This is a genomic window from Nostoc sp. (assembly GCF_036917275.1).
In the GTDB taxonomy this organism is placed as follows: domain Bacteria; phylum Cyanobacteriota; class Cyanobacteriia; order Cyanobacteriales; family Nostocaceae; genus Nostoc.
In genome coordinates this window covers 120,254-133,195 of sequence record NZ_JBALDF010000032.1, presented here as the reverse complement: position 1 = coordinate 133,195, position 12,942 = coordinate 120,254, and the positions used below count along the sequence as shown (strand labels likewise).

Below are 12,942 nucleotides of genomic sequence, written 5' to 3'. Positions count from 1 at the left end.
CCTCACTACGAGCTTATTTTTTTTCAATATAGTTATGCCACATCTGTTGGTAAGCCTTCTCCATTTCACGGGTAAACTGCTTGCCATTCCACAGGGGTGCTGTTTGTCGAGATACTTTCAATTTCAAAGCCACCTGCTGGCGTAAAATCTCATCTTTCCCCAAGCGGACACCCCACTCAATATATTCTTCATCACTCCAGGCGATGCCTTCTGTAATTCCTGCATTCATCATCATGGTGTAGCTGTTACGCGCTGCAAACTGTTCACCAACTCGCGTCACCAAGGGGATACCCATCCACAATGTTTCTAAGGTTGTCGTCGCTCCGTTGTAAGGAAATGTATCTAATACAATATCAGCAATGCCTAAATTAGCACGATGAACTGACTCTGAATGAACTAGTGGTAAAAATCGTAACCGAGAACAATCTACACCTTCTTCTTCGGCAATTTGGTAAAAGAATCGTTTAATTATTTCCTCTTCAGCAAGTCCCTTAATCAAAAAGTAGCTGTTAGGTACTTGTTTGATAATTTGCATTTGCCACTTTGTCGTTTCTGGATGGCGTTTATATCCTCTTTGGGCGCTTAGATATACAACGGCATCTATAGGAATATCCAAGTCATCGCGGCGCAGAGTTGGTACACCTACTTCAAAACCATCTACTGCTATGTAAGCTTGAGGTAATCGCCAGATTTTTTCTGTATAGTAATTTTGTGCATCATCTGGCAGGACATAAGGATCTGCAATAAAGTAATCAATTGCAGGTATACCTGATGCATCCCACCCCAGCCAAGTAACTTGAATTGGGGCTGGCTTGAGTGCCATCACTTCACAAGTAATATCTAGAGTGACGCTATCAAGGTCAACTAAAATATCAATTTCATCTTGATATATCTGGTCAGCAATTTCTAGACCGTTCATACCTAATTGACGAGCTTTCCCTGCCTGACTTAGATACCATTCTTGGAGATAGTCATTTGCTAATGTGTAGTTAACAAAATAAGTGTGAATATCAAATTTATCTCGTTCATGATGTTGAAATAACCAGCGAGCTAGCCAACCAACAGAATGAGTCCTGAAAGCGTAAGATACATAACCAATTTTTAATTTTTTCGGATAGGGTGTTAAAGATTGATTATTAATAATTTGACGAGTATAGTTTTTTCCTTCTGATTGGGCAACATTTTTAATATAATTATTAAAAATTTCAGCTACCTTATTATGAATAGCTCTAAATTCAGCAGGAACATCTTTAATGTGAGGTATTGCAAAAGATGGCGCAAGTAACCGTAATATTCTTCCTTCTTCTAAAAGAATTGGTTGAGCTTCAATAAACTGTTTATATACAGTTTCTAATTCTTGGCAAGTTGTACATATTTCTTGCCAATATCCCCCTGCTGACATTAGACCCCTTAACAGTAAATGGAGTGCAAAAATTTTATCAGCCAAGCCTTCTGATAAGGAATAACACAACCTAGCTGTCTCTATGCCTTGAAAATAATTACGATCATCTTGATAAAAAGTCGCTAAGTGCCGCAAAATTTCTACATTATTTGGTTCCAATCGTAAATGCAATTTTAGTAAAGATGTTGCTAGTAAAGGTCGCCGTAAAGTATGGCCAATTTTCAGAGCAGCAGGAAGCAATGTAGAGAAGCATTGATGAGGATCAGAGAAATAAGGCAGACTAGCTTCTACTAAATTCAGATTGACTGGATGTAAAGGGATAGTATTTAAAAATTCTTTTAAAACTTTGATTAATAATTCGATATCTATTTCTAGATTTTCTTTGATCCTTAGGGCTTCAATTAATCCCCACTCATTCAAATCATCAATTTCGTCAAACTTTTGCAACTTTATATAAAGTATAAGAATTTGAAGCAAATTATTTATACAACTAGGATTAATTTCTCGCATATGCTGACGAATTAACCAAGCTAGAGAATATTCAGCCAGTGTTTCGCGCCTTTCTGCTTCTATTTGTAAAACTTGAAATAGTTCATTTGTCCAAATTTGGAACTGTTCTTCATCTGCCTCTGTCATTGGCAGCATCCAAGTCATTTGAGCTTCTGCTTCTTGCCCTTTTAATAGCAATAGTAGTCCTAATTTCCAATAATAGGAGATAGTATTTGGTTCTATCGCTATTGCTTGCTCGTATAAGTTTGCTGCTTGTAAATAGTTGTTTTTAAGTAAATATTGTTCAGCCTGATTTTGCCAATTATATATATCAGTAATCATTGTGATTTTTATTGAGAAAGGTATGGGCAATCTAATTGTGAATAAATCACAAAATTGAAATAAAGTGGATAGAAGAATCTACCCACTTGAAAAAATATGTAATTTAGCTGAATAAAAGTCGTGATGACAACTTAAGTTCTATATCAAGTGTTGTCGGTGAGTAATTTTAATCTACTAACTCACATATCTACTTAGATAAGCTGCTGAAGCTGGTGGGGCAAGAACTCACATTAGTCATAGAAACTACATCTGCGCCACTGTTAACTTTTGCTTTGTCGGCTTCACACAAAAGAGCTATAGTAGTAGCTTCACTAGTACCAGATTGAGTTACCACACCCACACCACCGACATAATTTTTGAGAGGCGCAGTACTGATTACTGTACTTGCTTGGTTAGTTGCTATGGTAGCACCAGCACCACCACCAGCAATTTGGTATACGTAATTTGTAGTTTGTGTTGCAATACCAAGACCTAAAGTACCAAAATCAGTTTGAGATGCAAAATAACTTTTTTCTAAGTAAAATGCTTGTTGGGCGCGGTTCATTGTACCTACGTAGGTTTTTGCTTCTGACTGCTTGGCTTTGTTGGCTTGGTTCAAGAAAGAAGGTAGAGCGATCGCAGATAAAATACCGATGATGATAATTACTACTAGTAATTCAATAAGTGTAAAACCCTCATCCCCTTTCTTTTTGTCGAGGATGTGTTGGAGAAATTTGGCTTTTAATTCGGTTTTCATAAGTGTTTTCCAGGGGGTAGGGAGTGGTTGGGTGTTCTAGATGTAACTTACCCAGTAGCGATCGCTTTCCTATCACCTTGAGAAAAAAAGTTTGGCGAGATGCAGCTACACAATCCTTACATTCTAAATGGCACAAACATTAATAAGCCTCTGGTGTTGACCAAGGGCTAGATTCTCGATTTCATTTGTGAGAGTGCTTTATTCAGGTCAGCGCGAACAAAAGACACATCAGGCGATCGCAGGTTTCTTTTTTCCGAGTCGTCCTTTTCTATACTCGGCAGGATAAAGTCGGCGCTAGAACCAGTTATATGTCCTAGCTTGCGCGACATTACCCAGTTATTCAAGAAGGTAATTAGACGAACGCCAATTTCCTCTGACCGCATATACCGTAGGCATTTTGCGACGCCGAATAGCCCGTCGCAGACATCGCTTACCATCTGGCGTAGCCAATCACAGTTTGTTATGCTATATTAAACGTAGTCGTTATGAGTTTATATATGGTCATGACTAATCCCACAGTAGAAAACTTGGTAATTATCGGTTCTGGCCCAGCAGGGTACACAGCAGCTATTTATGCCGGACGCGCTAACCTGAAACCCGTTGTATTTGAAGGTTTCCAAGCCGGGGGTTTGCCTGGTGGGCAACTAATGACAACGACGGAAGTTGAGAACTTTCCAGGGTTTCCCCAAGGGATTACCGGGCCGGAACTGATGGATCAGATGAAGGCGCAAGCAGAGCGCTGGGGGGCTGAACTATATACTGAAGATGTTATATCAGTTGACTTGAGTCAGCGTCCTTTTACAGTGCGATCGCAAGAAAGGGAAATTAAAACCAACAGCATTGTCATTGCTACCGGTGCAACAGCAAAGCGTTTAGGTTTACCCAACGAACATGAATTTTGGAGTCGGGGTATCTCCGCTTGTGCAATTTGCGATGGTGCAACACCAATTTTTCACGGCGCAGAATTGGCTGTAATTGGTGCTGGCGACTCGGCGGCGGAAGAGTCTATTTACCTCACCAAGTATGGTTCCAAGGTAAATATGTTGGTACGCACCGATAAAATGCGGGCTTCTAAAGCCATGCAAGATCGCGTCTTGAGCAACCCAAAAATCCAGGTGCATTGGAACACAGAAGCCGTGGATATCTTTGGTAACGGTCATATGGATGGGGTGAAAGTCCGCAATACCAAAACTGGTGAAGAGAGCAAACTGCACGCTAAGGGTTTATTCTACGCTGTTGGTCACAGTCCCAATACCTCTCTATTTAAAGGTCAGTTAGAACTGGATGAAATCGGTTACGTTGTCACTAAGCACGGTACAGTGGAAAGCAGTGTAGAAGGCGTTTTTGCCGCTGGTGATGTCCAAGATCATGAGTTTCGGCAAGCAATTACGGCTGCGGGTACTGGCTGTATGGCGGCGATGTTGGTAGAACGTTGGTTGTCATTTACTGGCTTGATTCAAGAATTCCATCAACAGGCAGAAACAGCAGATAATGAATTAGAGCATCAGCCAGCCAAAAAGACTGAAGCCGAGGAAGAAGCTGGATTTAATTTGAATGGGACGCGCCATGAAGGAGGTTATGCTTTACGGAAATTGTTCCATGAAAGCGATCGCTTAATTCTTGTTAAATACGTCTCTCCTGGTTGCGGCCCTTGTCATACCCTGAAGCCAATTTTAAATAAAGTGGTGGATGAATTTGACAGCAAAATTCACTTTGTAGAAATTGACATCGACAAAGACCGAGATATTGCTAAAAATGCTGGTGTTACAGGAACACCAACGGTTCAATTGTTCAAAAACAAAGAACTGGTGAAGGAAGTCAAAGGCGTGAAGCAAAAGAGCGAATACCGTCAGTTAATTGAAAGTAATCTGTAAGAAAATGGGGCATAAGGTATGGTAAATAGGGCATGGGGATGAGGGAGAAATAACCAATGCCCAATTCCCAATGCCCTATGCCCACTTTGATATGTAAAATAGTGAGCGTATCAAGCTTTAATCCAGGCGATCGCTCTATGTCCATTACAAAACGGCGACTACCAACATTTTTACAGTTTGGCAAAAGTCCGAATCTTTCCCAAAAACTCATGCTCATCGGGTTAGCCATTACCCTATTTTTCATCTTCTTAGCATTCTTCGCTCCCGTATTCCAGGCTTGGGGATGGCTGCAAAACCCTAAAGATTTTCTCTCTAATCCAATCCACGAGCCACCTTCAGCTAAACATTGGTTTGGTACTAGTCGCCTGGGTTATGATGTGTTCTCCCGGACAATGTTCGGCGCTCAAGCTGCTTTGCTGGTGGTGATTTTGGCAACAGCGTTGAGTATGATTATCGGTGTGCCTTTGGGGATGCTGAGTGGTTATCTCGGCGGTAAATTGGATAAAATGTTGTTGTTCATTATGGATAGCATCTACACTCTACCGGGACTACTGCTGTCTGTGACACTGGCGTTTGTGGTGGGGCGTGGGATATTAAATGCAGCGATCGCTATTAGCATTGCCTACATCCCCCAATATTACCGCGTTGTTCGCAACCACACCGTGAGCGTGAAAACTGAAGTCTTCATCGAAGCTGCTCAAGCAATGGGCGCTTCCACTTGGGTTGTGCTTTCTCGTTATCTATTTTTCAACGTCATTCAAAGCGTACCCGTCCTATTTACACTCAACGCTGCTGATGCGATTTTGGTGTTGGGCGGTTTGGGCTTTTTGGGGCTAGGACTTCCCGAAGAAGTGGCAGAATGGGGACATGATTTAAAACAAGCTCTAGAAGCTCTACCTACTGGCATTTGGTGGACTACGCTTTTCCCCGGTTTAACGATGACATGCATGGTGGTAGGGTTATCACTACTTGGTGAAGGGTTAAACGAATTTGTCAATCCTCGTTTACGGAGAGAAAATAGAATCCGAAACTAATCACTAGTCAATGGTCAGTGGTTGATAGCAAAAAACCATTGACAAATTACAAATAACAATAGAGAGATTTGTATGAAAGATAATCTAACGTTAATTGCTGCCGCTACTGGCGGGTTTATCCTTTCCGTTGCCCTTGCTGGTATTTTAAGAGGTGCGCCAATCACAGCTTGGCAAGAGCAATCGAGTGTTCGTAGTATGACTGTTGCTAATTTACGACTCGCACCCAACAGGACAGAAAATTTAGAATATTTTCGTGGCAAATCCTAAAACCCTGACCAATTGTCGATTTTGAACTCGATAATAGGTGATAACTGTTCACCAATTACCAATGCCCCATGCCCAATGACAAATGACAAATGACAAATGACAAAATTCAAGTAATTGGCATTGATGTGGGGGGAACGGCAATTAAGCTGGGGCGTTTTGCAGCTGATGGTACTTGTCTCTTATCTTTGACTGTGACATCTCCCCAGCCGACGACGCCGGAGGCGGTGCTGGCGGTGATCGTAGATGCGATCGCTCAAATTGATCCAGATAATCAAGCTGTTGCTATTGGTGTTGGGACTCCTGGCCCATCCGATGCCGCAGGACGCATTGCTAAAATCGCCATTAACTTACCTGGATGGGTCGATGTGCCTTTAGCAGACTGGTTAGAAGCTAAAATTGGCAAACCGACTGCGATCGCTAATGATGCTAATTGCGCTCTTTTGGGAGAAGCTTGGCTGGGAGCCGGTCGCCATTTTAAAAATCTGATTCTGTTAACTTTAGGTACTGGGGTTGGTGGCGCAATTATCCTTGATGGCAAACTATTTGTTGGACATCAAGGAGCCGGCGGGGAATTAGGTTTAATTTCATTAAATCCTGATGGCCCAATTTGTAATAGTGGCAATCAAGGCTCTTTGGAACAATATGCCTGTGCTACTGCAATTCGCCGCCGCACTCTCAAGGAACCCGCCGAATTGGGTTTTCTTGCCCAACAAGGAGATCCTGTAGCATTGACTTTTTGGCAAGAATATGGTAGAGATTTGGGAGTTGGTTTAACAAGTTTAATTTATGTACTAACACCGCAAGCGATCGTCATTGGTGGCGGTATAAGTGGCAGCTTTGAGTTTTTCTTACCAGCAGTGAAGGCAGAAATTGAGAAGCGAGTGCAGCCTTTATCACGGGTGGGTTTACAAATATTGCCAGCCGAGTTAGGTAATTTTGCAGGGATAGTAGGTGCAGCAAAATTGGCATGGCAACGCTATTCGGAATGTTAGATTATGGTTTAAACAATCCCAGCGAGAGACATCAGTCTTTACGAATTAGAAGAAAAATTTGGTTTACAACTTGCCACAGACATTAACTTCTTTTTTGTGAGGTATAGTAAAAAACAAGCATTCACGCAGTGTGCCGCAGGTATCGCTAAAAATTATATTTAGGTACAAGGCGATTTTATTTGCAAATACAATACTGGTTTACACAAAAATTCATCTTGATGAGATATCTCAAAAAGATTGCTACCAAGTCATTTGACAATTATTTCTGAAAATATCTGTAATCAGTCTTTTATACTTAGTATTAATTATATTAAGAAGTAAATTAAAGACAAGACTAAAGTATAAAATTTATCAAGCAGTTTGGGGTTTGATAAAGGAATTAAAGATATATAGAACCACAAAAATTATCCCAACTTCCAGCTATGCATTGACAACGCAGATGTAATATAATTTCTGCGTTGTCTTTCAACCAAAATTTACTGTTTCCTTTGATTCTTAAATTGATAACTTGGCGGATTAAACAATCAAAAAGCCCCACTGCCAATAGGTAGTTTTTTAATTATTGCTTTATCGTAGTTTAAACGCCCTTAAACGTGATTCAGAACTACACCAAGTACTCACTATATTGAAGCGCCTTGGAGAATTAATTGTACTTTTACCCACTGAGAAATAGGGATTGAGGCTTATCATCTACCTATACTTGCAACTCAAATCCAGGTAATATATCTTCTCCATAAAGAATCGCCGGCATTTGCATAACTTCTACAGCTTTTTCGAGTCGGTAAATTTCCACTTGCTTATCTTGAGGATTAATTAGCCAACCTAAACGCAAACCATTTTCTATGTATTCCTGCATTTTCGCTTGGATAGGTGCAAGCCGATCTGTCTCGGAACGCAGTTCAATTACAAAATCTGGTACAAGTGGCGGAAATTTTTTTCGTTGTTCTAGTGTTAAAGCTTCCCACCGTTCCAACTTTACCCAAGACGCATCAGGGGAACGTTTTGCACCATTTGGAAGTATGAAGATAGTTGAAGAACTAAAAACTTTGCCTAATTTAGCTTGACGATTCCAGATTTCTAAATCGGTAATTAGTCCAGCTTTTTGATTTCCGCTTTCTCCTCCTACTGGTGGCACAATTATTAATTCTCCGGCTGCATTCATTTCTAAGCTTAAATCGCTATTAGCAATACACAATTGATAAAATTGCTCATCGGTTAAATGAGCAATCGGTTCTAGATTAAGCACAACAGTATTCATTGAATCTTTCCTCGTGCCTTTATTGCTAACTTCGTTACCTTTAGTTAAAAGTTTAGCAAGAGTAAATTCCTCGTTCACACTAAGATAAAGAATATCCAGTTGCTTTTTTAACGTATTTTACGACTTTTTCATAAGATTCCGGATTACTCACAGGGTTGATGATGATGGGGATAGTGCCATCTGGCAACCAAAAAGTTATCCTGCCGTTTGGTTCATGACAAAAGGAACTGATGCAGTTGAGATTAATTACATATTCGTTTTTTTCGTAAATAATTTTTACCCAGTGGGCATGATCTAATTCCAACGCCGTCACACATTGTAAATAATCAAGAATCTTTTGATAATCTTCCAAGTTACTTTGCGGGTTAATCACTACTGGAATTGCACTATCGGGTAACCAAAAAGTAACCCTGCCATTAAGTTCATAACAAAAAGCATGGACACGCTCAAAATTCACTACATATTCTTTCCTCTCGTAAAGGATTCTCATCCAGTACGCCACAACATCTCCTTAAGTCCGAAATTTACGAATGATGCACCCTGTATGTCCAAGTCTATTGAAGCCTTAAGTTAATCTTGCTATGCACGAATTCAAAATTAAAAAAAATAATTATGAATTATGAATTTTTATGACACCTCTAATGGTGTTGGTTTACCAGATGTCGAGAGAGAAACAGCGATCGCTGCTTGAATAAACCCTTTAAACAAGGGATGAGGGGTACTAGGGCGCGATTGAAATTCTGGATGAAATTGGCAAGCAAGAAAGAATGGGTGCTTGGGTAATTCTATAATTTCAACTAAGCGTCCATCGGGAGAAGTACCACTGATCACATAGCCAGACTTTAATAACAGATCGCGGTAAGCATTATTGAACTCATATCGATGTCGATGTCGTTCATAAATTACATCTTCTTGATAAAGCTTAAAAGCCAGAGTATCAGGAACAACACGACAAGGATATAGTCCTAAGCGCATTGTACCCCCTAAATCCACTACTTCGTGCTGTTCTGGCAATAAATTAATTACCGGATCAGTTGTATAAGCGTCAAATTCGGCACTGTTGGCATCTGTTAATCCCCCTACATGCCTGGCCCATTCAATAACAGAACATTGCATTCCCAGGCACAAACCCAAAAAGGGAATTTGGCGATCGCGGGCATATTTAATGGCGGCAATTTTGCCATCCACTCCCCGAACACCGAAACCTCCTGGCACAACTATGCCATCGACACCCGCAAGATAATTTTCGGCTGGTTCAGTTTCCAAATCTTCTGAGTTCACCCAACGTAGGCGCACTTCACCATAGGTGGAAATTGCAGCATGGTTCAGTGCTTCCACTACAGATAGGTAGGCATCACTTAACTGCACATATTTACCAACGATGGCAATTTCTACCTCGTGCTTGGGACTATGTAACCGTTTTACCAGGGTTTGCCACTGCGTCAAATTTGGTTTACGTTGTTCCATTTGCAGCAACTTCAGCACTTGTTCTGCCATTCCTTCCCGTTCCAGATTCAGCGGTACTTCATAGATACTTTTAGCATCTTGGGAAGTGATGACGCATTCTTCGGGCACATCGCAAGATCCAGACAATTTCTGCTTTAATCCTTTGGGTAAGGGGCGATCGCTCCGACAAACTAAAATATCTGGTTGAATGCCAATGGATCTCAGTTCTTTAACTGAATGTTGTGTTGGCTTTGTTTTCATTTCACCCGCAGAAGCAATCCACGGCACCAGCGTTACGTGCATGTACAGCACATTTTGCCGTCCCACTTCTTTGCGGAACTGGCGAATTGCTTCTAAAAACGGCAGTGATTCAATGTCTCCCACCGTACCGCCGATTTCTGTAATCACTACAGAGGGATTTGTACTTTTAGCAACTCGCAGAATCCGATCTTTTATTTCATTGGTAATATGGGGAATCACCTGTACAGTACCGCCATTGTAGTCTCCACGCCGCTCTTTATTGATTACTGCCTGGTAAATCGAGCCAGTAGTAACACAATTCAATCGCGACATTGAGGTATCGGTAAAGCGTTCATAATGCCCCAAGTCCAAATCTGTCTCCGCACCATCCTGGGTAACGAATACTTCCCCATGCTGAAAGGGACTCATTGTGCCAGGATCGATATTGATATAAGGGTCAAGTTTGAGAATCGACACGGAATATTCGCGCGACTTGAGCAAACGCCCTAGACTTGCTGCTACAATGCCTTTACCAATACTGGAGACTACGCCTCCAGTTACAAAGATAAACTTAGTCATAGTCGTTTGAATTTCTAACAACTTCTAAAAATACATCCCGTCATTGTGCCACAGTTGTTGTGGTGTAGTTTTCTATGATTTTCCTGTGAAAAACCTCTTAGGATTAGTAATATTAGGCTGTATTCTCACATCCTCCGTAGCATTGGCCGAGCCATCTCTTATAGTCGTTTTTCCGCAAACAAACTACCAGACAAGTTCCCAAAAAATCTTTTTTCTGGGTACTGCACCACCAGATGGTCAGGTTTTGATCAATAGTAAGCCAATTACCCGCAGCAAGGCTGGTCATTTTTCCCCTAGTTTCCCCTTGCAGTTGGGGGAGAATCTTTTTACTGTGCGTCACGACAATCAAGAACTCCAGATTAAAGTGACAAGGCTTACCACTGTACCTGAGTTACCACAGGGGTTAGCCTTTGCTAAAGATTCCCTGACTCCTGTATCTGATATTGCCAGATTACCAGGAGAACTAATTTGTTTTAGCGCGATCGCACCCCCTAATGCCAATGTATCTGTCAACCTCGCTAATCAAACTATTACCCTTTCACCCCAACCTCAACAGGCACAACTACCAAGTAATTTGGCAGCTTTGACAGGGCAAAATCAGCCTCATGCCCAGTCTAGCGTAGGCAATTATAAAGGTTGCACCACAGTGGCAACAGCCGCCGATCTGGGACAACCTCAGTTTCAACTGACGCTCAATGGTAAGACGATAACTCAACCAGGATCTGGTAAAATTCAAATCCTCTCAAGAGCACAGTTGCCAGTCTCTGAGGTGATAGTAGATTCAGGCGTTGCTCGGACTGGCCCAAGTACCGATTATTCTCGACTCACACCACTGCCCAAAGGCACACGTGCAACAGTAACAGGTAGGGAAGGTGAATGGTTGCGCCTAGACTATGGCGCTTGGATTAATAGTCAGGAAACCCGCATTCTACCTGGTGCCATTCCGCCACAGACAATAATTCGCAGTGTCGGATACCGTCAACTCCCTGGGGCGACAGAGATAGTTTTCCCCTTGCAAGTTCCCGTACCTGTGAGCGTACAACAAAGTGAGCAAGCTCTCGCTCTCACTCTTTACAATACTACTGCCCAAACGGACATTATTCGTCTGGATGATGACCCCCTAATTTCTCGCCTAGATTGGCAACAGGAAGCTCCAGAGCAAGTAAAATACACCTTTAACCTCAAAAAAGCTCAACAGTGGGGATATAAGCTAAGGTACGACGGTACAACCCTGGTTTTGGCTTTGCGTCATCCGCCTAAAATTGGCAACACAAGACGAAAGCCTTTAGCTAATTTCAAGATTGTACTCGATCCAGGGCATGGTGGTAAAGAATCGGGTGCCAGTGGCCCAACTGGATATTTAGAAAAAGATGTCAATTTGGTGGTATCTAAGTTGCTGCGCGATGAGTTGGTCAAAGAAGGAGCAACGGTGGTGATGACGCGGGAGGATGATAAAGAGGTTTCCCTAGCAGAACGTCAGGCAATTATCAGTCAAGAAGAACCATGCATTGCTCTTTCTATACATCACAATTCACTACCCGATGATGGCGATGCCGAAAAAACCAAGGGATTTGCCGCTTTTTGGTATCAACCCCAAGCCCACAATCTTGCAATATTTTTACACAACTATGTAATCAAAAAACTCGGCAGACCTGACTATGGTGTGTTTTGGGATAACCTGGCGCTGACACGTCCAACGGCTGCACCATCAGTGTTGCTGGAATTGGGTTTTATGAGCAATCCTGATGAATTTGAGCAAATGGTGAACCCAGAGGAACAGAAAAAGATAGCTCAGGCGATCGCTCAAGGGATTACTGAGTGGTTTATGAGTGTTAGATAAATTTGGAGGTACAACTATTGTGCCCTCATTGTATTTGGTGGAGTGCGATGTCTGACGACAAGGCTAGCGCCAACGCTATTTTTTAGCTAGTTCCTGCTCAATGTTATGACAAATCTTTGTTCAAGCGAGACTTTAGCACAACCACCTGAAGATTTTGCTGCTAAGATCGCTGAAATAAAACAACGTGGCGATCACTCTCAATCTGTGATTCGACGAGGTTCTACAGGATAATTAAGAAAAGCCTGAAACAACCTATTTTTGTTACTGCACATTACGATTAATTTGTACAGTGCGTTAAGTTTTAGAAATCTTATATTTTGAAAGTGTATGTCTTTTAAAATAGGCAGCATAGTGGGAGCGATCGCTATTTTATTGAGTAATGGCAGTGCAATTGCCTAAGATGCATAAAGATATATCACTATTTTATAAGTAGGGGAGCAGAG

Annotated in this window: 12 protein-coding genes and 1 pseudogene; 6 read left to right on the top strand and 7 right to left on the bottom strand. The window is 41.6% G+C overall.

Going from position 1 to position 12,942, the window contains the following annotated elements:
- Positions 1–13 precede the first annotated feature (13 nt).
- From V7K35_RS11855 to V7K35_RS11845, 3 genes are all read right to left on the bottom strand, one after another.
- A complete protein-coding gene (locus tag V7K35_RS11855) occupies positions 14–2,233 on the bottom strand; it encodes an O-linked N-acetylglucosamine transferase, SPINDLY family protein (RefSeq protein WP_335079131.1) in 2,220 nt (739 codons plus the stop codon).
- A 187-nt stretch (positions 2,234–2,420) separates the two neighbouring features.
- Positions 2,421–2,969: a type IV pilin-like G/H family protein gene (locus V7K35_RS11850; protein ID WP_335079129.1), complete on the bottom strand. Its 549-nt coding sequence runs from the start codon at positions 2,967–2,969 to the stop codon at positions 2,421–2,423.
- Positions 2,970–3,136: 167 nt separating this feature from the next.
- Positions 3,137–3,406, bottom strand: coding sequence for a hypothetical protein (locus V7K35_RS11845; RefSeq protein ID WP_442939716.1), 270 nt, complete (start codon positions 3,404–3,406; stop codon positions 3,137–3,139).
- 66 nt (positions 3,407–3,472) lie between these two features.
- On the opposite strand from V7K35_RS11845, the gene trxB reads away from it, so the two are divergent.
- The 4 genes from trxB to V7K35_RS11825 all read left to right on the top strand — a co-directional run bounded on the left by trxB (position 3,473) and on the right by V7K35_RS11825 (position 7,136).
- Positions 3,473–4,843: a thioredoxin-disulfide reductase gene (trxB, locus tag V7K35_RS11840; protein WP_335079127.1), complete on the top strand. Its 1,371-nt coding sequence runs from the start codon at positions 3,473–3,475 to the stop codon at positions 4,841–4,843.
- A gap of 137 nt (positions 4,844–4,980) precedes the next feature.
- Positions 4,981–5,877 (top strand): ABC transporter permease, encoded by an 897-nt coding sequence (locus V7K35_RS11835; RefSeq protein WP_335079125.1) that lies wholly within the window; start codon positions 4,981–4,983, stop codon positions 5,875–5,877.
- Positions 5,878–5,949: 72 nt separating this feature from the next.
- Positions 5,950–6,144 (top strand): hypothetical protein, encoded by a 195-nt coding sequence (locus V7K35_RS11830; RefSeq protein ID WP_335079123.1) that lies wholly within the window; start codon positions 5,950–5,952, stop codon positions 6,142–6,144.
- 89 nt (positions 6,145–6,233) lie between these two features.
- Positions 6,234–7,136 (top strand): ROK family protein, encoded by a 903-nt coding sequence (locus V7K35_RS11825; RefSeq protein ID WP_335079121.1) that lies wholly within the window; start codon positions 6,234–6,236, stop codon positions 7,134–7,136.
- A 351-nt stretch (positions 7,137–7,487) separates the two neighbouring features.
- Here the strand turns inward: V7K35_RS11825 and V7K35_RS11820 are convergent.
- From V7K35_RS11820 to V7K35_RS11805, 4 genes and pseudogenes are all read right to left on the bottom strand, one after another.
- Positions 7,488–7,693 (bottom strand): annotated as a pseudogene (locus tag V7K35_RS11820) (ISLre2 family transposase); the annotation flags it as partial.
- 137 nt (positions 7,694–7,830) lie between these two features.
- The gene (locus V7K35_RS11815) at positions 7,831–8,394 is read right to left on the bottom strand and encodes a Uma2 family endonuclease (RefSeq protein ID WP_335079119.1); all 564 of its coding nucleotides are present in this window, start codon (positions 8,392–8,394) and stop codon (positions 7,831–7,833) included.
- Positions 8,395–8,473: 79 nt separating this feature from the next.
- The gene (locus V7K35_RS11810) at positions 8,474–8,896 is read right to left on the bottom strand and encodes a hypothetical protein (protein WP_335022375.1); all 423 of its coding nucleotides are present in this window, start codon (positions 8,894–8,896) and stop codon (positions 8,474–8,476) included.
- A gap of 125 nt (positions 8,897–9,021) precedes the next feature.
- On the bottom strand, positions 9,022–10,659 hold the full coding sequence (locus tag V7K35_RS11805; RefSeq protein WP_335079116.1) for a CTP synthase: 1,638 nt from the start codon (positions 10,657–10,659) through the stop codon (positions 9,022–9,024).
- Between the two features lie 85 nt (positions 10,660–10,744).
- Here V7K35_RS11805 and V7K35_RS11800 point away from each other — a divergent pair, with 85 nt between their 5' ends.
- Positions 10,745–12,499, top strand: a complete 1,755-nt coding sequence (locus V7K35_RS11800; RefSeq protein WP_335079114.1) for an N-acetylmuramoyl-L-alanine amidase — start codon at positions 10,745–10,747, stop codon at positions 12,497–12,499.
- Between the two features lie 105 nt (positions 12,500–12,604).
- Positions 12,605–12,730 carry a hypothetical protein gene (locus V7K35_RS11795; RefSeq protein WP_335079112.1) on the top strand — a complete coding sequence of 42 codons (126 nt, stop codon included), beginning with the start codon at positions 12,605–12,607 and terminating at the stop codon, positions 12,728–12,730.
- Positions 12,731–12,942 lie beyond the last annotated feature (212 nt).

What these genes read in the sequence shown, in the direction of transcription:
- V7K35_RS11795 (WP_335079112.1), top strand. Translation starts at nt 12,605, where the DNA reads ATGACAAATCTTTGTTCAAGCGAGACTTTAGCACAACCACCTGAAGAT.
- trxB (WP_335079127.1), top strand. Translation starts at nt 3,473, where the DNA reads ATGACTAATCCCACAGTAGAAAACTTGGTAATTATCGGTTCTGGCCCA.
- V7K35_RS11845 (WP_442939716.1), bottom strand. Translation starts at nt 3,406, where the DNA reads ATGGTAAGCGATGTCTGCGACGGGCTATTCGGCGTCGCAAAATGCCTA.
- V7K35_RS11850 (WP_335079129.1), bottom strand. Translation starts at nt 2,969, where the DNA reads ATGAAAACCGAATTAAAAGCCAAATTTCTCCAACACATCCTCGACAAA.
- V7K35_RS11815 (WP_335079119.1), bottom strand. Translation starts at nt 8,394, where the DNA reads ATGAATACTGTTGTGCTTAATCTAGAACCGATTGCTCATTTAACCGAT.
- V7K35_RS11835 (WP_335079125.1), top strand. Translation starts at nt 4,981, where the DNA reads ATGTCCATTACAAAACGGCGACTACCAACATTTTTACAGTTTGGCAAA.
- V7K35_RS11830 (WP_335079123.1), top strand. Translation starts at nt 5,950, where the DNA reads ATGAAAGATAATCTAACGTTAATTGCTGCCGCTACTGGCGGGTTTATC.
- V7K35_RS11855 (WP_335079131.1), bottom strand. Translation starts at nt 2,233, where the DNA reads ATGATTACTGATATATATAATTGGCAAAATCAGGCTGAACAATATTTA.
- V7K35_RS11805 (WP_335079116.1), bottom strand. Translation starts at nt 10,659, where the DNA reads ATGACTAAGTTTATCTTTGTAACTGGAGGCGTAGTCTCCAGTATTGGT.
- V7K35_RS11825 (WP_335079121.1), top strand. Translation starts at nt 6,234, where the DNA reads ATGACAAATGACAAAATTCAAGTAATTGGCATTGATGTGGGGGGAACG.